This window comes from Sphingobacterium sp. UBA865 (genome assembly GCF_002295765.1).
GTDB classification, from domain to species: domain Bacteria; phylum Bacteroidota; class Bacteroidia; order Sphingobacteriales; family Sphingobacteriaceae; genus Sphingobacterium; species Sphingobacterium multivorum.
The window spans coordinates 348,412-371,291 of the sequence record NZ_DBGB01000042.1; the positions used below are offsets into that span (position 1 = coordinate 348,412).

16 protein-coding genes and 1 pseudogene are annotated in these 22,880 nt (G+C 35.8%); 3 read left to right on the plus strand and 14 right to left on the minus strand.

The annotated features are described in order from the left end of the window. Positions 1 to 462: 462 nt before the first annotated feature. The 5 genes from B2O97_RS24540 to B2O97_RS24560 are packed head-to-tail and all read right to left on the minus strand — an operon-like array spanning position 463 to position 7,602. Positions 463 to 1,524: a restriction endonuclease gene (locus tag B2O97_RS24540; RefSeq protein ID WP_286768320.1), complete on the minus strand. Its 1,062-nt coding sequence runs from the start codon at positions 1,522 to 1,524 to the stop codon at positions 463 to 465. Between the two features lie 15 nt (positions 1,525 to 1,539). Next, on the minus strand, positions 1,540 to 4,704 hold the full coding sequence (locus tag B2O97_RS24545) for a hypothetical protein (protein ID WP_286768321.1): 3,165 nt from the start codon (positions 4,702 to 4,704) through the stop codon (positions 1,540 to 1,542). Then, the gene (locus B2O97_RS24550; protein WP_088160836.1) at positions 4,694 to 5,251 is read right to left on the minus strand and encodes an ABC-three component system middle component 1; all 558 of its coding nucleotides are present in this window, start codon (positions 5,249 to 5,251) and stop codon (positions 4,694 to 4,696) included. The genes B2O97_RS24545 and B2O97_RS24550 overlap by 11 nt, the downstream gene beginning before the upstream one ends. Next, complete coding sequence (locus tag B2O97_RS24555) at positions 5,229 to 6,542, minus strand: ABC-three component system protein (RefSeq protein ID WP_088160835.1); 1,314 nt, start codon at positions 6,540 to 6,542, stop codon at positions 5,229 to 5,231. The genes B2O97_RS24550 and B2O97_RS24555 overlap by 23 nt, the downstream gene beginning before the upstream one ends. Beyond that, positions 6,535 to 7,602, minus strand: coding sequence for a ComEC/Rec2 family competence protein (locus B2O97_RS24560; protein ID WP_088160834.1), 1,068 nt, complete (start codon positions 7,600 to 7,602; stop codon positions 6,535 to 6,537). The genes B2O97_RS24555 and B2O97_RS24560 overlap by 8 nt, the downstream gene beginning before the upstream one ends. A 565-nt stretch (positions 7,603 to 8,167) precedes the next feature. Between B2O97_RS24560 and B2O97_RS24565 the strand changes: the two genes are divergently transcribed. Continuing rightward, on the plus strand, positions 8,168 to 8,404 hold the full coding sequence (locus B2O97_RS24565; protein ID WP_088160833.1) for a hypothetical protein: 237 nt from the start codon (positions 8,168 to 8,170) through the stop codon (positions 8,402 to 8,404). A gap of 8 nt (positions 8,405 to 8,412) precedes the next feature. On the opposite strand, the gene B2O97_RS24570 is transcribed toward B2O97_RS24565, so the two are convergent. The 4 genes from B2O97_RS24570 to B2O97_RS24585 form a co-directional block, all read right to left on the minus strand. Next, positions 8,413 to 9,093 (minus strand): hypothetical protein, encoded by a 681-nt coding sequence (locus B2O97_RS24570; protein WP_088160832.1) that lies wholly within the window; start codon positions 9,091 to 9,093, stop codon positions 8,413 to 8,415. A 206-nt stretch (positions 9,094 to 9,299) separates the two neighbouring features. Further along, the gene (locus B2O97_RS24575; RefSeq protein ID WP_198386063.1) at positions 9,300 to 10,760 is read right to left on the minus strand and encodes an SIR2 family protein; all 1,461 of its coding nucleotides are present in this window, start codon (positions 10,758 to 10,760) and stop codon (positions 9,300 to 9,302) included. Then, on the minus strand, positions 10,757 to 11,305 hold the full coding sequence (locus tag B2O97_RS24580; RefSeq protein ID WP_088160830.1) for a toll/interleukin-1 receptor domain-containing protein: 549 nt from the start codon (positions 11,303 to 11,305) through the stop codon (positions 10,757 to 10,759). Before B2O97_RS24580 ends, B2O97_RS24575 begins: the two co-directional genes overlap by 4 nt. Before the next feature lie 23 nt (positions 11,306 to 11,328). Continuing rightward, positions 11,329 to 11,940, minus strand: coding sequence for a TIR domain-containing protein (locus B2O97_RS24585; protein ID WP_088160829.1), 612 nt, complete (start codon positions 11,938 to 11,940; stop codon positions 11,329 to 11,331). Positions 11,941 to 12,698: 758 nt separating this feature from the next. Here B2O97_RS24585 and B2O97_RS24590 point away from each other — a divergent pair. Both B2O97_RS24590 and B2O97_RS24595 read left to right on the plus strand, forming a co-directional pair. Continuing rightward, positions 12,699 to 13,406: pseudogene (locus tag B2O97_RS24590) on the plus strand (NAD(P)/FAD-dependent oxidoreductase); the annotation flags it as partial. A gap of 53 nt (positions 13,407 to 13,459) precedes the next feature. Then, positions 13,460 to 14,653, plus strand: a complete 1,194-nt coding sequence (locus B2O97_RS24595; protein WP_286768322.1) for an IS256 family transposase — start codon at positions 13,460 to 13,462, stop codon at positions 14,651 to 14,653. Positions 14,654 to 14,930: 277 nt separating this feature from the next. On the opposite strand, the gene B2O97_RS24600 is transcribed toward B2O97_RS24595, so the two are convergent. From B2O97_RS24600 to B2O97_RS24615, 5 genes are all read right to left on the minus strand, one after another. Next, complete coding sequence (locus B2O97_RS24600; protein WP_286768323.1) at positions 14,931 to 15,758, minus strand: phosphatase PAP2 family protein; 828 nt, start codon at positions 15,756 to 15,758, stop codon at positions 14,931 to 14,933. A gap of 741 nt (positions 15,759 to 16,499) precedes the next feature. Beyond that, positions 16,500 to 16,823 carry a DUF6660 family protein gene (locus tag B2O97_RS25295; protein ID WP_353681976.1) on the minus strand — a complete coding sequence of 108 codons (324 nt, stop codon included), beginning with the start codon at positions 16,821 to 16,823 and terminating at the stop codon, positions 16,500 to 16,502. A 162-nt stretch (positions 16,824 to 16,985) separates the two neighbouring features. Next, positions 16,986 to 17,921, minus strand: a complete 936-nt coding sequence (locus B2O97_RS24605; RefSeq protein ID WP_198386061.1) for a cation diffusion facilitator family transporter — start codon at positions 17,919 to 17,921, stop codon at positions 16,986 to 16,988. Between the two features lie 282 nt (positions 17,922 to 18,203). Continuing rightward, positions 18,204 to 20,363, minus strand: a complete 2,160-nt coding sequence (locus B2O97_RS24610; protein ID WP_088160825.1) for a glycoside hydrolase family 97 protein — start codon at positions 20,361 to 20,363, stop codon at positions 18,204 to 18,206. A gap of 12 nt (positions 20,364 to 20,375) precedes the next feature. Continuing rightward, a complete protein-coding gene (locus B2O97_RS24615) occupies positions 20,376 to 22,880 on the minus strand; it encodes a glycoside hydrolase family 31 protein (RefSeq protein WP_198386060.1) in 2,505 nt (834 codons plus the stop codon).

The following is a 22,880-nucleotide window of genomic DNA, read 5'->3' on the forward strand; positions in this document are numbered from 1 at the left end:
ATTACCGAATAGACGAAGAATAGCTTCATATTAAGGCCTGAGTGTAAATTTGGAAATATTTGATAAAATCAAGATAGCTAATCTTAAGGATTTATTATTTCATTATCATTAAGTTTGGGATAATTGAATGAAGCGTCTAATGAAATTAATTATCTATTTAGTGCCGCCAACCAAAAGCCTATACTAGGCTCAGTCATAAGTTAGGTAATTTGAGCAATGTCTTAGACACCACGTCCGAAACACATACTACTGAAAATAAAACACTTATATTGACATCTAAATTTCGCAAAGGGGGACAAATATACCATTGTCGACTTCCCTTGTAAAGGAGACAGCACCCATCAAAAGAAAGCAATCGTATTAGCACGGCGGAAATCCCAATCACATTTAAGTGAGTATTTCAGATTTCTCCCTGCCAGAGAAGAATATTATTTAACAAGACAAACTTACAGATTATAGATTTTAACTTTCGGGACCAAACACTGTCTGCATTTTACGATCAAAATCCCAACCAATCCCGCCAGTTTTGTAATGGTCTTCCTTGTAGTAAATTTCTTCATAAGGCATTCCGTCCAAACCGTCAAACTGGCAAAAAAGATGCGGACATGAGGTATATTCATCACCGTCCTTAATGAAATTAACGATTCTATGATAAGGAATGCGGCCGATCATTTTTGCAGGTATAACCTTATATTTAGCCTGCTTGAGCCGCGGATCAGAAAAAGTATGTACTGGCTCCCAGTAACCATCATCATCCATGATAACAAACGAACCTATACCTGCATTTAGTAGAAATTCGACACCATTAAAATATATATCATGAAAAAACGTTCGGTAAGATGTATTAAACGTTCCCGATGGACTGGAGACTCCTGTACCGTAAGTAATATCATCCACTGCCCTAATATAAACTTCCTCACAAATAAATTTCGAACTAGGTTTATTTATCAAGGAATTTCCATTAGCTGGGGCTTTAATAAATTTATGATCTATAATCGCTTTCAGCAGCCGTTCCTTCATCTTCAAGCCCCGATTTAGCCGTTGAACATTTTTCTTTATTTCTTTTTCTTTGTCAATACCAAATGCCACTTTAAGTATTTTTGGATACTCATAAAGATAAGTTTCCAAATTTGTAGCGGTCCAAATTTCGGGAATGGCAATTCCCCTAGATTTACAATGTACCTCCAGAATTTCTCGATTTCTTTTCGACACATCGCAAGATACAATTATCAAAAGCTTATCGTGTGATACTCCACTTGCTTCAATAAGATCAACAATTACTTTTAATTCATTTCCAGAAATACTTTTTTGTCTTTTGCATTGGATTATCCAAACATCAGATTTACCAGAAGGTAGCGTAATATTTCCTTTAATATCTATTCCTGAATCATTTCCAGTGCGACCAGTATGTTCCAGTTTTATTCCCTTACATTTAGCATTTACCAACATAAAGCAGATATCCTCAAATCTTAAAGGATCAAGGTCTGAAAAATGTAGCCTATTCGTCGTTTTTGTAGGTTGCATGAACAATATTAATCGTTAATAAGTTGATCGAACAGTTCCGAAGGTCTCTAACTCAATATATTTTGCGTTGAACAGCGACGCCGGTATTTTTTTTCTAAGTAAGTTATGAAAGTTTTCATCATGAGTGGACAGAATAATCTGCTTGTTGAATTTGACAACAATACTTCTGAATAAATCTATTGTTGACAAAATATTAATGCTATCCATTGATTGAATTGGATCGTCAATAAAAATACAATTTACAGGATTTCCATCATTATCCTCAGCATTTAATGCTTTCGCTAAAAAAATACTGAGACTTAGAATATTCATTTGTGCCGTACTGAAGTACAAATTTGGCACCAGCGGGTTATCTCCATTTTCTCCAGTTACAAAAACATTTAACTTAGGCTTGTCATTACTAAAATCACATTTAAATTTGATTTTCTTATATTCAGGGTGTGGATCAACTTTTCGGTAGAGCACATTTATCAGATCCTCATAAAAGAAAGATTCTACCTGTTCATGTATAAATTTGGATATTCGATCTCTTTCTACACATAAATTTTTCCCGATTTTATCCCGTAGTAACTTAATACGTTTTTCTAACCCATCTGCTGTTTTGACAAATTTTTGATGATTTAAATAAGGCATTACGTTTTCCTGAAGCCTTTTCAGAAGCAGTAAATTTTGCGTAGTAACTTTATTCATCTCTATGCGTTTTTTAAGATCTGCCATTTCATCTTTTAGGAGGAATTCTAGGTGTTCTAAAGAGATCGATCTTTCAAATTTTAGCGCAAGAGATTCTGCAGACTGTTCAAATTTGTTGATAACCCTTAACAAATCACTATTTAATCTTTCACGCTTTACGATATCTGCATTTACTTCATCTATTAATATGGAAAGATTCTGGCCATTTGATGTCTCCAAAGATTTCGTGAGATGACTTTTCCTAGAATCTGCCTTTTTCTGATCTTCTTGTATTTTTGCTATAAGTTCATCCAATAATTCTAGCGAAATAGCTTTTCCGGGAAATTGTTTACGAAAAAATAATACAACAGACGAGTATTCTAAATCCTCCCGTAATTGCCTCAATGTCTCTTCTCTTTCGGCAACACTATTTTTAAGATCGTTGATAGATTTCTCTACTATCGCGATTTCTTCCCTAATGTTTTTGGTTGTAGTTTGTAATTCTAATAGCTCAGATGTTAGCAAATCTATCGTGGTCTGTTTATTCGAATTGAAATGGTCTGGTGTCAAACCTTGTAGTTTAGCTGACCATTTGACCAATGCTTCGGTATTATCTTCAATTTTTTTCTGTAAATTTTTGCTTTGATTATCTAGTCCTTCAATAAGTTCGTCTCGCACTTTAATCTCATAATTTGCGTTATTAATCAAACCATCAATACGATCTGCCAAAAGTTTTAGTTCGGAAACTATACGATTGCTAATTTCATCCAAAAGTTCTCCCTTATTCGATCTTTCTTCAATTAAGGCTTGCATCACTTGACTGAGTGCAGTGTTGTTATTAATGGCAAAGGTCAAATCTTCAAATGACTCAAATTCACTATCGCATAGTGGACAGTGATTACTTTTGGCATTATTAACTATTTCTGCTCCTCTTAAAATAAACTGCTGGATATCCTCACTTAACAATTCCTGCTGGGTGATTGCCCGTTGAATTCCATCTATTTCGAACAAAATTTTCTCCCTTCTTTGTATGAGTTTTTCCGCACTGGCGATCTGCTTTGCAAATTCTGTGCGGAGATCTTGTGGAATTAATGAAAATTTATGCTCAATGAAACAACTTTGGGCTCGTTTAAGTTCAGCTAAGCCATTCGACAAAGCACTCTTCTCAGCTTTTCTCCCATTCAGAGCTTTAGTAATTTCCTCCAACTCTTTGTTAAATTGAGACTGCTTTGAAATCAATTCTAATCTTGTATATTCTTCTAATTCAGGATTTACGAATTGTTGACGCATTTCCTCAATTTCTGCAAGTATTATTTTAATTCGTTCATCCCCCCGTTTTATCTGTAGATCTGATATTAATAATTTATTTTGTTCACTTACAAGCTTTTCACCTTCCGCCTTTGATAAAGCCAAAACTTCAGCTTGTTGAAAAATCTGGGTAACGTATTTACCAAAAGCCGATTTGATTTGATTTGCTTCTAATGTCAGCTTCGACAACGATTCAAGATTCCTATTTATCTTGTCCAACTCGCTTCTATCAGTTTTCGTCGCTAACAGTTGCTTCAAAGTATTTTGAAACTCATTTAACTGTTTAATTCCTTCCGCTATTTTTTTAGCAGCATCTATATATTCGGCGATACCAGCTTCTTCTGTTGAACCAATTAACAAACTCTCGATTTTCTTTTCATTTTCAATGACTTTTTCGAGTGAAAAGTTCAGTTTTAACATTCGAGTATCAATTAAATCTGATAATTCTAGAAAGTCTTTATCAGTGAAATCAGTGTCTATTCTTCTAAACCCCAAATTATCCTGATTCAACAAATCTATATGGGAATTGATCTTCTTTAAAATGTCCTTGTCACCTTCAAAATTCAACTTCAATTGACATTTTTGAAGTTCAGTTTTTAAACTGGTGATGTTAACATCGTTAGCTTTGATCAAACCGACAACGTTTTTATAGTACTCATCCAGATTTTTATCCCCGAAATAGGTTATAAATTTCTCATATCGTATATTTGAATCATCCTCTTTAAGAAAAGCATCTATCCATTCCTGGGAAAGTAAAACGTCTTGAAAATATTCTGTACCTTTCTTTGTCTCCGACAGTTTAAACTTGAAATCCGGTTGACCTGATCGAACATCAGGAATAGTATTTACAATGGTTTTATCGGAAACAGTTGTAGAAAGTCTTACGAATCCTTCCAAATCTGGATCGGAAAATTTATTACGAATAATATGCTGCTTTTCTTTAGTTCCGAAATCTGCTTTATAAGTTCTTTCGGCTTTTGCAGCATCAGCATTCTTACCATGCTTCCTGAGAAATCTATTAATGTTATTGGTAAATCCCCATTCTACTGCATCATAGAAAGAGGTCTTACCAAAACCATTTGGTGCATAAATAGAAATAAAGTCGGCTATTTCGCCAGTTTCTTGATCAGAAAAGTCGAAAGTCCCATTTTCAACCTTATCATAAGCCCTAAAAGCCTGTATTTCAACTTTTTTAAACTTCATTATTATACTTCTCTTCTAGTTCAGTTAGTATTTTTTGAATATCAGTTTCGGCATTTTTCTTGGTAGTGGTCAATTTGTGTGTACTGATCAGCTTTGTTAATTGTTCATCTTTTTTAAAAGTTATCGATTTATTTTGAACAGTCGCTGTTATATTCAGATCAGTATTTGTTATATGATGGCTAATTATTTTTTCCACTGCCTCGTCATTTACCTCTTCTTTATAATTCCCTAATACAATTTTCCTGCATGCAAACCTATCATTTTCAATCTTATATTGCAGTTCTTTTTCAACTGATTCACGGCAGACGTAGAAAATATACATATTCCACCGTTCAAATTCGGCAGAAGAGGGCAAGTCAGCCTGAAAATACGCAGCAATGGAGCTGTAAAGATCTTTCCATTGTTCTTTCAGAAGATTTTCCGTTGGAAACAACAGTGTAAATACGTTAATAGTACCCAAAAAGGATACCTGATAAAGGCCGACCTTTACACCTGGGTATATTTTTTCTATGGATTTCACGTTCTCAGTGTCTGAGCAATTCTTCATATTCTGCTTTTAATTTTGCTATTAATTCCTGTTCCGACAAACTATTATAATCACGATAATCTTCTTCCTTTTCAATGATACATTTCTTTTGAAAAGCATATAGATGTATTAATTTATAACTTTTAAAAGGATGTTCGACCCCTTCATCAATAAGCATCTCCACTGCTTGAACATTATTAGCACGAATAATGTCATCTATTGCGTTAGATGGGATGATATATTTATCCGGCTTGGATTTTGTACTAACGATTATGCATCCGTTTTGTGACAAGCCACGAAAATCCGATTGTGTAATTTCTTTAAACTGTGCAGACCAGTCCTTCGTTGTGTTAGAAAAAAGTATCCTAAAGGAATTAAAGTTCTCTTCTAAGGTGCCTTCGGTAATATCGTTATCCTTCACTAAATTTAAGATGATCAGGTACTCGAGCCAAGTTATCCAAAGTTCTTTTGATAACAAATCATTTTTACTTGGCTTATTCCCGATTAGCAATTTTTCATTGAAAAAATTCTTTACGAATAGTGGTGTAAGATTATTGTTGACAATTTTGTCTGTGATATTCCTCAAAAAATCCCTGGTGTAGGCGACGTTTCCTGGTACTAGGCAATTTTCAATCTTCATCACCTGATTTTTTAATAACGAGAAGGAGGTAAGATAATAAGGCAGCAGCTCTATTAGATCATCATTAACAGCGACTATCTCGTCAAAGAAAGCCATCGGCATAAAATCGATTCTTCCCAAGGTTTCCTGCCCATCTGGAACAGACATTTTTTTTTGTATTCCAGCAAGATAATAGTGTCCATTATCTATATTTATTATGCCACCACCAGACTGCCCAACGATTTCTTTATGCGTGGCCACACGTTCTAACTCACCTTCAATGTAGTTTAAGGGCTTCTTTATCTTAAGAGTAAGATTATTGTCACGATAAGAGAAATCCTCTCTACTTCTTGAATTAGGGTGACCTGCCAAAACAAAGGTTCCCAATGCAGCAAAAGGCTTATCCAATCGCAACAATTCAGTAATACTATCATCAACCTTCTGAATTTTTATGATGGCTGCGTCAATATTCTTAAAATCGTTATGATAGTATGGTTCCCCTATCATCTCGAGTTCTTCGTTCACCAAATCACCTTCTTCATTAACAGTTTGCCTAACTATCGATAAGGGTAGTGGAGAATCTTTAATAACGTGCCTGGCGGTTAATACATAAGAATATTGATCAGACATTGGTTGAAATAAACAACCACTACCAGATCCCACCTTGACAGTAAAAATGGGTAACTTATTCATGTATTATAAATTCGTGATCAATAGGCAATATTTCAAGGTTTGGAAATGATACGTAATCTGCTTTAGAAAATATCTCTTCAGCTAAGTGGTCATAATTAAAGTAGAGACTCAGAGTTTTTTTCTCATTAAGCAATCTTGCAAGACATTGTTTATGGGGAAGGGCGCTTCCCGAACCATCACTACTAATCACATAAACAGGTGACTCAATAAGACGTAAAAGTTCCACATTAGTATTAAACTTACTACCATGATGAGCCATTTTCACAAACTCACATTCCAATTTATTTTTTTCCGTAAAGCCAAAATAATTTAGGCCGGCAATGATCTTCTCAGGATGAGCATCTGCGAGAAATAACATATTTTTACCCTTAAAAGTTAATACAAAAGCAATTGAACTGCCATTATGAGGCGATCTATCCTTGACGAAAAGATCATTTTCAATGTGAGAGAGTAAGCTTTGTTTGTAGTCTGTTGGTCTTGAAGTCACACTTTCAGGCATTTTTTTTTCCCATTTAGTTAGCAAAGCTTCAAGTCCGCTCTCATCAGGCGATAATATTTTTAATTCAACCCCATAAAACTTAATCACTTGTTCAGCCTTAATAATCTTCCTAGTCCAAACTCCGGCATCACCGATTGTTTTTTCAAAAGTTACACCTTCGACAATCCCTGTATCAGTCACGTAAGAGGGCGTTAAAATGATATGATTTTCTAATATATCCGGCTTTCTAAAATATTCAAAAATCAACTGCCCTGAATTAAATAATACAGTTCCTATAAGATCAGTCGCTTGGGGATCATTTTCGAACCAAGTAGTAAGACCCTCAATGTGATCATTATCAACATGGGTTAAAATTAGCAAATCTATTCTTTGGTCTTTATCTCTTATCAGCTCAACAGTATCACCAAAAGCTCCCATTATAATCTTACCTTTCTTATCCTTTTCGCAGTAAGTTTCCGCAGTTCCCCCGTCTATTATAATGTTTCTAATCTGGTCGTTTTCATCGGAAAAGGAAATCCAAATACAGTCGCCATTGACGGCTGGTAAAAATTTAGTTTGCATTAATAAAGTTTATGTTTACTAAGATAACAATGATTTTTTTAATAAGTGTAAACGTGCGCTGTACAATATTCTTGTGGTCAACATGCCCTATTTAACACATCAAGTTTCTATTTGTGTCTCCCTAAGTTCATTTCTTAAATGTGCTATTTTCGATTTACCCTCAATCAAGATTATTTCTCAAACCACGGAAAACTATTCACCTGTTTTACAACACGTTGATAAAGCCACCTTACATCGAATTAGTACCCAATTCTCTAGAGGCGAACTAGGATCACTATTATACACGGCAGACAAAACATCTAGCTTGACTGAATGATGATTTTATCCAAGTAACATCATGATGCACAAAATTGCAAAGAGCTGAACTAAATTTGTAATATACAAAAATAATTATCTAATTGATTTAATAAAACAACATTTCATTTTTCGGTCAAAAAGAATAAATGATGATTCAGAATAGTATTCTAAAGCAGCAGAAATTTGAAAATACATTTTTCAATCTTTAAACTTACTAATCTTAGATATAAATTCTATTGACATATAAATTTTCAAAAACCAAAAATTTATGAGTAGTGATAGAGATTACTTTAAAATATCTTACAACGAGTATATAGCATTGATTAATACAGATTACGAAAAAGATTCAAGCTTTGACCTCTGTTCCATTTCAATCGTTGAAGTGATCAAAACTTTTCACCATAATCGATCGGACTTAAATCACTACCGTATAAGCATCTATCATAGATCAAACTCTTTTTCGCCTCGTTTTGAGCAAAATTTGAAGAATTTTTTGGAAGCATAGAGCTAATTTTATTTCAATAAGTTTATTCCCTTAAAATCCCAATATTCATCCTGAAGGATATCTCTTTTACTTTTAATTTCTTCGACTAACTGGAGTACCTCTTCTGTAAAAACAGATTCGCCAAGATTCATTTCCACCTCTGTTTGAATCTTCCAGAGAGAATACGAAATCGTTTCAAGCTGATTTTTAAAAAACTCAATCCGCTCTTGACTAAGGTCATTATTTTCTCCCTCAATCCACTCCTCCAAAGAATATTTTTCCAAATCAAGAACATAGCTTTTTCCGGATTCAAATTGAAAGCCTAAATTTTGAGCAACTTTTAAAGACGCCTCGTAATTTAAATCGATCAATTGTGAACTATCGATGCTTATCGATTGTTTCTCTCTAGTCTGAGACAGGTATGGCAATATGATTTCCCTCATTGACTTTGTCAAAAGGCCTCTCTTTCTAAAATTAGGTGAGATGTACCAATGGAGATCATAAATCATATCATAAACTATCCCAACGTATAAACCGTCATCATTTTTGATAAAAAAACAAGGAAGTGGATCGAACTGAACTCCATTTTTGGTTTTTTCTAACCACACTTTTGCAATGTCAACATTCTTCTTCAATTCTCTTCTATGAATAGATGCTGATTCCCCTGTATTTGCATCATCCAGAATTTCTTGTAAATTTTCCTCTGTCATTGAGCACTATTTATAGGTTTAGTAGATACTTCAAAACTTTTAAATCGATCGAGACATCAAAGAATTTTTTCTTTTCGATCATTATCAAGTAGGCAATCATAACCTACAATTATAAATTTTAATATACCCTCGTTACCTAATATCAGTTCATTCTGTTTAATACTTGAGACCACAGCACCTCATTGTATACAAAACTCAAACGCCTTCTAAACCTTCTGTAATATATCTATTGTTTCGATAATTTTATCCGTTAAAGAATTTATAGAAAGATTTTCTTCTCCCAAATCCCTAATCTTAGAATATAATTCATTGTTGTCAGGATAGTAAGATGGAAGATCATTAACGACTGTCTCCCATAATTCCTTAGCTACTGACCCCGTGACACCAACAGGGATTGGAATGATATTGTTTTTTAAACAAATATCGAACTCTTCCAGCATTCCATCAGCTTTAACGATATCATTTCCTTCCTTTTTGTTTCCAAAAATAAAAATAGCGATTCCAGCCATTGAAATCATTTCATTTCGATTAATGGTACGCATTTCTTCTAAACTTAAACTTCCAGTTTGAACTTGAGGAAAAGGTCTCAAAATTAATAGATCATCCAAACTTCTAAAATTTGAATTTAACTTATAATCCAACGCACCATTAATTACAATACTCCCAATACCAATACCAAAACCTGATACTATTTTATATTTTTTGCTCGCTAATTTATAGCTCAAAGAGTGCACAAAATTTTTAGCATTTTCCTCACTAAACGGTGTATAATCATCTGAAGCTCCGGAAATGAAAATATTCTTTCTTTTAATCCTTTTTTCTATCTCAGAAAGAATGTCAGTTATTTCTGAATATGATTTAACAAGAATTGCCTTAATTCCATAACGTCGCAGGTCTTCAATTTTTAATTCTTGTCTGATATGGGCATACATGTAATCTTGATGATTTTCCTCTGGCTTTTTTCCCCCATCCTTGAAGTCATCCTCATTGACCTCTTTGAAAAAACAAAAATGGGTTGGTGTATTATCTCGTAATAATATCCTTATTCTACTTAATATATATTCAAGATTGGGATCATCAAAACTAAAACCAATAAAAAGGAAAGTTTTAGAAAGCAAATCGCCCCTTAATGCAGTAGAAAATAGCTCCTTCTTATCGTTATATGTTTCATAATCGTCTTTTGTCAAAACCGCTTCATCCGGAGAGTCTTTATCGCCATGCATCTTATATAAAATTGCATCTTTCTTCTTTATGTTGCTACCAAAATCTACATTGCGTATTTTTCTTTCAACAGTCTTCCCATAAGATTCTAAAGTTTTTTCTATTAATTGGTCATAATTAGTTGTCCAGAAAGTATCAATGTCTAAGCGAGAGAGAATAAAATGATTTTCACTGCCCTTACTAAGTGAGGTAAATTCATTCTTAATTTTTTCATTTATCTTACCTCTATTGAATTTATTTGTATGATATTGTGCAATTGAAATAAGATCATGCTCTTTTTTTATATCCAGTTTCAACTCTTCTGCAAGATCTTTCAATAATCCTTTCCAATCAACAAAACCAAGAGCAGCAGAAAGCCCGGCTCCAGCAAAAATGGCAGCATCTCCGTTGTTAATTTCTGTTATATATTGATTTATAAATAGTTTTTGCTCTGCTGTAAATTTCATTTTTGTAGCCATTTTTGTAATGGTATCCTTGATCCTTTATGCTCAACGTAATAAGTTCCAGGCACGAATGTATATTCAGAAGTTATGATAGGATAAATTTTTAAGTATTCAGATCCACTGAAAATATTATCTTCCTTTTCTGTAATAGGCATAATGGCTATATTTTCACCATATTTAAATGCATCTCCGTATCCCAGTTCCCAATTGCACCATCTCGAGCGTATAGCTTGTTCAGTTGCTAACAATATAAATTTTTCATTTTCTCTGATCTTTTCCTTAATTCTTGTAGCCGTATATTCATTCGTATTGGCAGGTATGCCCGAATCAAGCCAATCGACATATACGTCCACGCCTAGTTTATTAAGAAGTACAATAGCTTGCTGAATAATGTCCTTTTCATCATGCTTATGTGAAAGGAATACTGACGTCTCGTAAGAAAACTTTTTCCGTTCCCTTTTTTTCTCAGCTTGATTTTTTAGTTGAACAGATTCATTTAAGCTGCTAGCAACACTTGATAAAAGTTTTTTAGATAGTAAATTTTTCACGTGAATAGTTTAATAAATGCCCCTTAACTTATTTTACATAATTTGTAGTCCCATAAATTTTTACTCTTCATATATGCATTTTCAATATATTTTGCTGGATCCGTTAGAAAATCATCTTCTTCGATAATAGAAAAGTATGAGCCAGTCAATTGATCGAATGTTTTACAAGTTTTACAAGTGTACCTATCATTAGTTATTAAATTAAGACGATTATTTTTAATTATGTCAAATAGATAATTAGTATCCAAATATCTTGAAATACAACCATCTTGATTTTTCCTCCTTGAAACAATCCAATCATAATTACCATTTACTTTCATAATGACACCTAATATTCCATTTGTTTTTGACGCTCTCCCATCCCGGCTAATCTCTTTTAAAGAATATTCAATTTCCCACTCTATCCAATCGCTTTTTATCATATTAGGGGATATTATAACTATGGTCACCGATGTTCCATAAATCATATCTTTTAGATTGTTTTTTATGTTTTCCACCGAAGTAGTAACCAAATTAGGAGAGTCTGCAGTTTCCCCTCTATAATATTCAGCGTCCTTCCCTAACTTATCAATAATTTTATCCCGTAATCCCCTAGCCTCGCTATATTTGTAGGAAATAAAAGTCTCTCTTGCCATTTTCTAATAAAAAATATTAAAACCTATAGAATTAAGCATAGTTTAGCAACACACTTTCATACGAAAACCGCAACTCTATTACCTTAAACGAATATAATTAATAAAAATATCCCCGGTTACTAAAATAATCGCTGGAATTGAAATTCAAACAAGTTTTATGGCTACTACTATACTTTCACTAAGATAAGAAAAATTTTAACACATTTAAATAGTCAAATACACCAAAATTTTACACTAAATGTGTGTATACGTTGAATAAAATTCATATATAAGCCTGGCAATAAAATCAATATCCTCTTCCAATGTTTCAGAAAATCTCTCTAATGTTTTGGAAGGCATTCTTAATCTCTTTGTTTTACATTCGATGAATATTTTCTCGTTATCTGACAAGACAATCCAATCAGAGGTCTTGAGTGAATTCCGTTTGTATTCAAATACGATCTCTTCAGAAATAGTATATTCTTTCCCTTGACTATTTTTATTGAGAATTACGCCAACATATCTTTCAAAAGACTTACCAAAAGGATTAGCCAAATTGCATTCAGATTCTTAAATCTTAGTAATATAATAAACCTCTGAAAGTAGTTCCAAAAATTGTGATTAGAAAAGCACAAAGAATAGAAAATCAATTTTAAAAAAAAATAGATTTGATAATCGACTATTTCGACGAATTATTCGGAAGTTTTATTTCACATAGATTCTTATTTTTTTTGCTCTAATTTTGATTTCAACACATATGATAATAGATTAACATTACAATGAAAACAATCGAAAACGAGTTCGTAAAATGCGTAATTATTGGCTCTGGTCCAGCAGAATATAAAGCAGCAATTTATGCCGCTCGCGCAGATCTTTCTCCTGTTATGTTTACTGGGATGACTCCGGGAGGACATCTGACTCAAACTACTGAAGTTGATAATTTCCCTGGATATCCTCAAGGAGTAACTGGACCAATTCTGATGGAAGATCTCAGAATGCAAGCAGAAAGGTTTGGCACAGATATACGATTTGGATATGTAACTAAAGTTGACTTTTCAAAAACAGACGGCAATCATATATTGGAAATCGACGGATAAAAGAAAATTATTGCACAAACAGTAATAATTGCAACAAACGCAACAGCTAAATGGTTAGGTTTAGAATCGGAAGAAAAATATAATGGATTCGGTGTATCTGCCTGCGCTATATGTGACGGTTTCTTTTTCAAAGGACAAGATGTTGCAATAGTCGGGGCTGGAGATACTGCCGCGGAAGAAGCTACTTATTTTTCAAAGATTTATAATAAAGTTCACATGTTGGTTAGAAAAGATGAATTTAAAGCATAAAAAGCAATGTTCGCTAGAGTGATGGCCACATCAAATATTGAAGTACATTTGAATACGGAAGTTCAAGAAATACTTGGCGATGGAAGAGCAGTCAATGCTGTACTTGTTAAGAATAATATTAGCCACGAAAAAGAGACTGTAAAATAGACTGTGTCAAGGATAATAAATAGAAGTATTATTTTTGACATAGTATTATGAATATTAAAGAAAGCGATTTTGATTTTGAGTCCATGAAGGATAAAGCCCTGAAACAGTTAGGGAGCGGAGAATCACTTTATGGCAATAACGGAGCTTTTGCTCCATTAATGAAAAAGTTTTTAGAAGCAGCGTTAGAAGCAGAGATGGAGAGCCACATGGACGCGGCTCAGCGCTCCAGTGGTAATCGGCGTAATGGCAAGTCCATTAAGCAGATCCGAACTTCGGAGGGTACGATCGATATTGAAACACCCCGTGACCGTCAATCCAACTTCGAGCCCCAGCTCGTTAAGAAACGTGAGACTATCTTAGCTGAGAGCCTTGAGAAGAAGATTTTGGGTATGTATGGGCTCGGTATGAGTTTGCGTGATATTTCGAATCACATCAAGGAAATGTACGATACGGACATCAGCCACAGTACGCTTTCTTCCATTACCGATAAGATCATTCCTGAGGTCAAGGAATGGCAATCAAGAAGCCTGGATTCTCTTTATACGATCGTGTGGATGGATGCCATGCATTACAAGGTTAAAGAAGACCATCGTTTTGTTTCTCGAGCAGTATACAATATCCTTGGCGTTGATCGAAAAGGGCACAAGCATTTACTGGGGATGTATGTTTCGGAAAATGAGGGTGCTAACTTTTGGCTGAGCGTACTGACCGATTTACAGAACCGGGGTGTGGAGGATATCTTAATCGCCTGTATCGATAATCTAAAAGGCTTTTCTGAAGCGATACAGAGTGTTTTTCCCGACACTGAAGTACAGACCTGTGTCGTGCACCAGATCCGTAATAGCTTAAAGTATGTGACCAGTAAGGACCAAAAGGAATTTATGAACGACCTAAAACCAGTTTACCGAGCCGATACATTGGATCTTGCCGGACTGCGGATGGATGAACTTCAGGATAAATGGGGTGAAAAGTATCCGGTGGTCATCGACTCGTGGCGGCGTAACTGGGATCGTCTGACCATCTATTTCCGATACGATAAATCCATCCGAAAATTGATCTACACCACCAATACGATCGAAGGATTCCATCGCCAGGTCCGTAAGGTCACTAAAACCAAAGGTGCGTTCACTTCAGACTTGGCGTTATTGAAATTGGTTTATTTAGCACATAAAAACATTAAGAAAAAATGGACGATGCCACTGGCCAATTGGGGAACTACGGCACAGAAATTAGCAATTTGATTTTCGGGAAGAATGGTGTTAGATTTGCAATAAGCAAAGTGGCTGAATTACCTTCTCGCGAGGAGGTAATTCAGCCAATGACACAGTTTATTTTACACTCCCACGAAATATACTATTCCCATATCTGGAATCTTTATTGCTATTGGTGTAAACCTTTCTTTCTCTTGACATAACTCTGTTAAGTTGTTAAATTCTCTTACCTTAATGTTCACTCCAGTCTAACAATTTTACTTCCTCAGAAATATACCATCTGTTAATTCCACAATTTTTAAAAATGTCACCTTTTAATATATCTCATCAAAAGAATAAATGACGAAACAAACAAACTTAAACAAGAAAAATAAAAGATAAATAAATTACTATTTACAATTTTAAAAATCCCAAATACAATAGATCCAAAAAATAGAGCAATAAATAATGGATAGTTTTCTCCTTTACCAATCCAATTCCACATTCCATATCTTTTAATAAATAAAATCCCTAGTATTCCAGAAATATAGCCTATAATACTTCCGAATAAAACATCTAATAAGAAATGAGCTCCTACCGCGACTCGCGTTAGACATAATATAATTCCTAAACAAACAATAAATGACGTCCAAAGAAGCTTAAAATACTTATCTGCAGGCATTAAAACTAAAAGAACAACAGTCAGGACAGTAAAAATTGTAATCGAATGCCCAGAAGGAAGACTATTGCTTCCATAATATGCTTTACCTATAATCACAAAACTATTTTCATGAAACGCTGATGCTGGTCTTGGAACTTTAAATAACCATTTCAAAGGGGAGCATATTAAACCAGAAATAATACTAGCTGATATAAGTGCTTCCCATAATTTAGGTATATAAACTAATAAAGGTGTGAGTAAGGAGAGAAAAATAAAAGCATCTCCTAGTTGTGTCAGATTGTATTGAATTAGTGGAAATTTTGCTAATTCAAAATTTAGGTAAAAAAAAGCTTCCTTCTGAATTTCTATATACGAATTAATAGAAAAAGCATCATTTAAATAAATATAAATGGTTATTATTAACAGTAGAATAAGTGGCAAATAAAGATAAGTGAGTTTTACTCTATTTACATTTAAAACGGTTTTTTCTTTCATTGTTTGATTAATCTTAAAATATTAGGCTTAAAAATTTTAAATACTTATTCTTATCCAAATACACCAGTAATCTTGTCTAAGAATAACTTTACACTGCGTTTATGAAAATTTTAATGTCTTATCCCTCTATAGTGTAAATAGGTATGTTTTATTTGAACAATAAAAGCTATAATCAATGCTATTAGAATTACAATTATAAAAAACACCATGAGTGGAGATCTTTTTCTTCTCTTATAGTGATTAGGAACACTTTTTACAACATTTCTTTTCCTTTTTTTAGTAGGAGATTGTCTTCGATAATACTTCTGCTTTTTTTTCATTCCAATTTTCAGATGTTAAAGCATTCTGTTATTTAATAATAATAAATCGATGATTTCGTGTAGAAGACATTGCTAAGGATATTCGTTATCAGACGACCGCCAATTACTATATTACTTTCAGGAAAATAGCATGCTTCAGAAAATAAATAGCAGGATGCCAAAACCAGTAATGACCTTGTTCTTAATATTGAATTTTATGATTATGCCAAACACAATGTATATCGCTAGTTAACATTTAAAAATCAAGCTTGCCCATATCTCGTGAACAAAAAAGGTAAGGAATAAAAGAAAGTAGTATAAGGTAGGAAGAATCAAATATTGCTTGATGACATTGATTAATCTTTTGGCATCACGCAGTAAGAAATCAAAAGTAATATATAAATATACATTATACCCTAACTCACTTAAATTTCAAATGAATTTAGGAGAAAAATTTTGGCGGCTGCCAGATAGTACCTGAATACTGGGAGAAAAAGCTACAATCCCACATTCTCATTTTTTTCTTTAAGAATAACTGTATTGGAACGTGCAATTCAGGAACATTAAAACTGAAGGAAACAACTGAGATACTACAGCATGTGCACTGGCAAAAGGGTGTACAATAATCGTCCTTGTCCTTGTCATGTCTATGGCTAGTTTCATTCGCGTATTTGGAAAGAGCTTCACAACTATTATTAATATCCCCACAAGGCACTGTAAAGAGTGCTAAGATATAAAATAACAATATAGCTGCTTTCCATCTCATATTTAAAACAAAAGTAATAAAAAAACTCCTTTCTTATTAATTTTGAATAAAATTATACTTACTATGCTTAAGTATTAGCAACACTATTTTTTATTGAGACCTTATATAATCTCTTATTTCATTTTTGTTTGCAAAGCCTTATAAAAATAGCTTTTTAATAAATTAGTCATGTACGTTAATGTCTTGCTGCCTCTTTGATTCAATTTGAAAAGTTGTATGCGACAGTTTAAAATCCTTTGTAGCCCTATCATTTAAAGCAGCAAGGATAATATCTGTATCCATTTTACTGTGCACCAAAACATGAGAACTCATAGCGTTGACGCCTGATGTGAGAGACCAGACATGGAGATCATGTATTTCTATTACGCCATCCACTTGTTCAAGTGTATTTCTCAGTTTTTCTATATCGACATCCTTTGGGGTGCTCTCCAACAAGACATTTATAGCTTCTTTCAAAAGTTTCCAAGTCCTAGGGAAAATAAGTAAGCCAATAGCAGCGGAAATGAGAGGATCGGCATAATACCAATCTGTAATCAGCATGATAATACCCGCAATCATCACCCCTATTGATGTTAACCCGTCAGATAAAACCTCAAAATAAGCACCTTTCATATTCAAACTTTCAGATGAATCTTTTCGTATGATTATGATTCCTATTATATTTACTATAAGGCCAATTCCCGCGACTAACATCATGCTGCCACTCTGTACCTTGGGAGGATCCATAAATCGCTGCCAAGATTCGAAAAGAACATAAATTGAGATAGCAAGCAGTACGACAGCATTTATAACTGCAGCCAATATCTCTGTTCTAAAATATCCAAAAGTCTTTTTAGAATTGGCTTTTCTTTCGCCAATCTTAATAGCAATAAATGACAAAAAAAGTCCAGCTACATCCGTAAACATGTGTGCTGCATCTGCCAACAAGGCTAGACTTTTTGTCAATATACCTCCTACGACCTCTGCAATTAAATAGGTTCCACTTAATCCTAAAACGATTAGTAGATTCCTTTTATGCCTACTGGATGCAGAAGGCTCTTTATAAGTTTGCTCCATAAAATATTTACCAATAATAAAATAGTACAATTTAACTGACAAGCAACGGCATTAAGAACACTTTGGAAATTAATTGATACAGAACTTAATATTCAACTGCTAATTACCACTAACAAATTCTTTCTATTTATATGTACATAAGTGACAATTGTTAAAATCAAATAATTCAAATTTCAGTATTTTTTATAAAAATGTGCTACAAATAATTTTAGCGATAGTATGTTCCTTAAATATAACTAATATCTTTTTCGTGGTCAATTTTTATACAAATTTTAAAATATAGACAAACGAGTCAAGATAATATGCTATATGAATGAAAATTAATTATAGTTCCACGATCCGAATAGCAAAGCCACCGCCAGGTGCAGACCTTTGTTTTAATTTACTTTTATTATTTATTTTAAGCTTTTTTATCACATAAGCCTGGGGATTGGTTTTGTAATGAGCATCTGGAGCATCAGCGTAGATCGTAGCTTCATATTTTTTGCCCGTTGTTAAAAAACCAAAATCCAAGATAGATTCATGTCCTTTCTCCCCGCTGACATTCCCGACAAACCATTCATTTTTACCTTTTGATTTACGGGCTATCGTTAGGTATTCTCCCGGTTCTGCTTCGAGATATAGGCTACTGTCCCAATCGACGGCAACATCTTTGATAAACTGAAAAGCATCGATAAAACGCTCATAATTCTCAGGGAGGTCGGCTGCCATCTGCAATGGACTGTACATGGTCACATACAATGCCAGCTGGTTGGCTAAAGTAGAATTGACATGGGATGTATTCTTAGGATTGATCTTTTGGATGTCCATCTCAAAGATGCCCGGTGTATAGTCCATCGGTCCACCGATAAGCCGCGTAAAAGGTAAAATGGTAACATGGTTTGCATGGTTACCCCCGAATGCCTGATACTCTGTGCCACGTGCAGACTCATTACCGATCAGATTGGGCCAGGTACGTGATAAACCTGTCGGACGTACGGCTTCATGCGCATTGACCATGATCTTATATTTAGCAGCTTTCTCCAAGGCATATTGATAATGGTTATTGATCCACTGACTATAGTGATATTCGCCTCGGGGAATAATATTGCCTACATAGCCACTTTTGACAGCCTCATAACCATTGTCTTTCATAAATCTATAAGCGCTATCCAAATAACGCTCATAATTGCGGACTGCTCCCGAGGTCTCGTGATGCATAATCATCTTAACGCCCTTTTGCTTGGCATAATCCCGGATGCCTGCCAGATCAAAATCGGGATAGGGCGTAACAAAATCAAACACATGATCTTTGGCATTGCCAAACCAATCTTCCCAGCCAATATTCCAGCCCTCGACTAATACGCCATCAAACCCGTGTTTTGCTGCGAAATCAATGTAACGTTTTACATTCGCCGTCTTAGCACCATGTTTGCCATGAGGCTTCACTTTGCTATAGTCCGTTTCACCTAGATGTACACTAGGAAGATCATAGGTATAGGACCACTCGCTCTTTCCGGTAATCATCTCCCACCATACACCTACATATTTAGTAGGCTTTATCCACGAAGGATCTTTAATTTTAGTGGGCTCATTGAGGTTGAGCGTCATCCGGGAAGCCAAAATATCTCTGGCATCATCACTCACCATAATTGTGCGCCAGGGGCTCCGAGCAGGCGTCTGCAAATTGCCCTTGGTCCCATTGGCATCGGGTGTCAGCCAAGATTGAAACACAAAATTTTTGTCATCCAGATTAAGATGCATACAGGCATAATTAATTAAAGCCGCTTCGTGGATATTGATATATAGCCCGTCGTCACTTTTCATCATCAAAGCCGTCTGTACACCTGTAGGCGAAAATGGGGTCTGCGAGGCATTGGGCGTAATCGCTTTGGCCATCAATCCTCTGATCTCAGACAGACGAGACTTGGTGTAATCATACTCCTGGGTATCGTAATCTCCTGGAATCCAAAAAGCTGTATGATCGCCATTCATTGCAAATTGCGTTTTTTCCTCTTTTACAACGAGATAAGTCATCTCCTTTTGCTCGGGAAATTCGTAGCGAAATCCCAAACCTTGGTCAAATAATCTGAAACGGACCACAAGTTTTCTTTTGGACGTTTTCTGTTGCAAGCTAATGGTTAGTTCGTTGTAATGGTTTCGAATCTCACTTTCTTCGCCCCAAACAGGATTCCAGCGCTCATCAACATGTTTGCTTTCTTGTGCCGTCTGTTCAAACTCGTCATACAGTGAACTGGACAACGGTTCTCCATTGCCTTCTCCTGCCCCTGAAAATTCAACTTTCTTGGTATTGCCGGTCAATTCCAATCCTAACTTACTGGGTTTGATTACAGCTTTGCCTTTATAACTCAAGGTATACGTCGGTGCACCTGATGCATCCAGTGAAAACTGAAGTTTCAATTTTCCCGAAGGCGAAAGCAGCTCTTGGGCTTGCAGTCCCAAAGTGATTAAAAATAAACTCATCAAGAGCGTCGTTTTCTTCATTTTTTATGATAATTAGTGGATTTTTATATTTTTCGCATTTCGATTATCCGTCAACTTAACGATACAGCTCCCCTGTTGGGCATCCCATGTCCAACTGGACTCATTTTTCTTTATCGTTGACGTTTGATTATTGTCCGCCACAGCATAGGGTATGGTCTTACCATCAATGGTGACGACATTGGGCTTGCTTTCAAGATGATAGCTTAAGTAGAGCTGTCTTCCTTTGGCAGGTATGTAGCCTTTATCCTGGGGCTGAATCGCTGTTTCAAAATCTCTTTCTGCCAGGGTTGTGCAGGTAAAGCGTGTCGTAGCACCAATACCTTTGAGATAATCCTGTGTCTCACCATCGTCTTCATAAAGTTCAAATGTAGCGGACTCTCCTTCATAATTGGGGAAGATATGGATATAAAGCGGATGTATTGGATCCTGACCGATATATTGCATGATCGGCATCATGGGTACGATAGCACCTTTTTTGACAAACATCGGAATTCGATTCAGAGGTGCTCGGTAGGCAATCTGCTGCCCACCCAGATATACCGTCTTTTTGTCGTTAAAATCAATCCATTCGCCATCGGGCAGATAGAGTTTTTTGATCCGTTCGCCTTTTTTCAGTACAGGGGCCACGAGGATTTCCTGTCCAAACATAAACTGATCATTGATCCCGATAACTTGGTCGTCTTGTGGAAATTCCATAAACAAGCCCCTTAATATAGGTAGACCTGTCTGATGCGCTTTGTACGCATGGGAATAGAGATATGGAAACAGTTGATATTTGAGTTCAATGGCTGTCTTGGCATTTTTTTCGGCGACCTCACCAAATAACCAGGGTTCGACCGCATTGTTGCCTTCGTGATGGGCACGGCTCAATGGATTAAAAATACCAAATTGCATCCAACGTGTATACAGCTCCGCCATAGCAGGGTAGTCTGTAATGTCTCCACAGTAACCTGAAATATCTGTCGTCCAGAATGGAATACCGCCAAGCCCCGCCGATAATCCGACCGCAACCTGATTGGCCAATTGACTCCAGCCTTCAGTCACTTCGGTTCCACTGCCACTATCGCCAGACCAACCAAAGGTATAGCGCTGAAGTCCAGCATATGCTGCGCGTGTCATCTGAAAGATCCGCTTGTTGGGATTACGCTTGTCAAACTGCTCTTTCACCACCTTATCCCAGGTAAGACCGTATACGTTGTGGATCTCGGCATGCATGCCTAACTGGTGTTGCATATGAAGTCTATCAACATCCTCTTCATTGCTCCAGGCAGGCTCCCCCATATCTGTCCAGAAACCACTCACACCATCGGCTAGGGGCTTCTGCTGGAGCTGCCCCCACCAGTCGGCCACAGATGGATTTGTAAAATCAACGACACCACAATTACCACCCCATGGCCAAGGCATATCATAAGATGTACCCGTACGACGGTCCTTGACAAAATATCCTTTTTGATGGGCCTCCTGCCACTGACTCTTATTTGATTGCGACACCACTGGATCTTGTGAGAGAATCATCTTAAAGCCTTTTTCATTCAGCTTTTTGAGCATTCCTTTAGGATCTTTATAATTTCCTTTACGCCAGTTGAAATCTTGCAGTTCCTGTGTCCAGCCTATATCCTGATAGATGATATCACAGGGAATTTCCCGCTTTCGAAATTCGGAAGCGATCTCCAAAGCTTGGTCTTCCCGTGTATAAAGTCCACGGCTCTGTGCAAAACCAAACGCCCACCTCGGTGGCATGATCGGTTTCCCAGTCAATGCGATATATTGCTGTTGGATCTCTTTATAATCCTTTCCATAGATAAAATAGTAGATGAAGGGACCATCTGGTGCTCCAAAGGAATAGGATTCTGTACTGCTGGTTCCAAAGTCAAAAGCTGTTTTATAGGTATTGTCCAAAAAAATACCATAATGGTAGCTGCTCATGAAAAAAGGAATACTCTTATACAATGGATCTTCTTGACTGCTATAACAGGGTTTGTCGCTATTCCACATCTTGTAAGACCGGCCTCTTCGATTGAGCGGCCCAGTCTTTTCGCCTAGGCCAAAGAATTGTTCATCGGGACGCAGTACTTTATGTGCCACCGTCTTGGTACCGCTCGTGCTGTGCCCAAGACTTTTATAATCACTGAAAACCAACTTTTGCCACTTATCGTAAATCAGCAATTGCATGGGATTCTTGTTGAGACGGACACGCAGCTTTCCGGTGAAGATTTCGAAGGTTGCCGGTTCGTTATTCACCTTGATTTCACCGATGTCTTCAAGCTGTTCATGAACTACTGCAAAGGAAGAATTCTTCCTTTGCAATGTGCCGCTGACATCATACCATATCCGAACAACAGAACTGCTGCAAAAATAAAGCTCCAACTTAGCGCCGTCGCTGCAATTGAAAGTCACCTTTCGCCCCTCGATCTGATAATCTTGGCATTGTGTCGCTTTCATCATCTGCCCTGCTGCTCCATGAACGATGGAGATCAGGCAAAACAGCATCAAATAAAAAGATTTTAGTTTATGCAT

Coding starts and splice junctions, on each gene's coding strand:
- B2O97_RS24540 (WP_286768320.1), bottom strand. CDS start 1,524: ATGCAACCTACAAAAACGACGAATAGGCTACATTTTTCAGACCTTGAT.
- B2O97_RS24545 (WP_286768321.1), bottom strand. CDS start 4,704: ATGAAGTTTAAAAAAGTTGAAATACAGGCTTTTAGGGCTTATGATAAG.
- B2O97_RS24550 (WP_088160836.1), bottom strand. CDS start 5,251: ATGAAGAATTGCTCAGACACTGAGAACGTGAAATCCATAGAAAAAATA.
- B2O97_RS24555 (WP_088160835.1), bottom strand. CDS start 6,542: ATGAATAAGTTACCCATTTTTACTGTCAAGGTGGGATCTGGTAGTGGT.
- B2O97_RS24560 (WP_088160834.1), bottom strand. CDS start 7,602: ATGCAAACTAAATTTTTACCAGCCGTCAATGGCGACTGTATTTGGATT.
- B2O97_RS24565 (WP_088160833.1), top strand. CDS start 8,168: ATGAGTAGTGATAGAGATTACTTTAAAATATCTTACAACGAGTATATA.
- B2O97_RS24570 (WP_088160832.1), bottom strand. CDS start 9,093: ATGACAGAGGAAAATTTACAAGAAATTCTGGATGATGCAAATACAGGG.
- B2O97_RS24575 (WP_198386063.1), bottom strand. CDS start 10,760: ATGAAATTTACAGCAGAGCAAAAACTATTTATAAATCAATATATAACA.
- B2O97_RS24585 (WP_088160829.1), bottom strand. CDS start 11,940: ATGGCAAGAGAGACTTTTATTTCCTACAAATATAGCGAGGCTAGGGGA.
- B2O97_RS24595 (WP_286768322.1), top strand. CDS start 13,460: ATGAATATTAAAGAAAGCGATTTTGATTTTGAGTCCATGAAGGATAAA.
- B2O97_RS24600 (WP_286768323.1), bottom strand. CDS start 15,758: ATGAAAGAAAAAACCGTTTTAAATGTAAATAGAGTAAAACTCACTTAT.
- B2O97_RS25295 (WP_353681976.1), bottom strand. CDS start 16,823: ATGAGATGGAAAGCAGCTATATTGTTATTTTATATCTTAGCACTCTTT.
- B2O97_RS24610 (WP_088160825.1), bottom strand. CDS start 20,363: ATGAAGAAAACGACGCTCTTGATGAGTTTATTTTTAATCACTTTGGGA.
- B2O97_RS24615 (WP_198386060.1), bottom strand. CDS start 22,880: ATGCATAAACTAAAATCTTTTTATTTGATGCTGTTTTGCCTGATCTCC.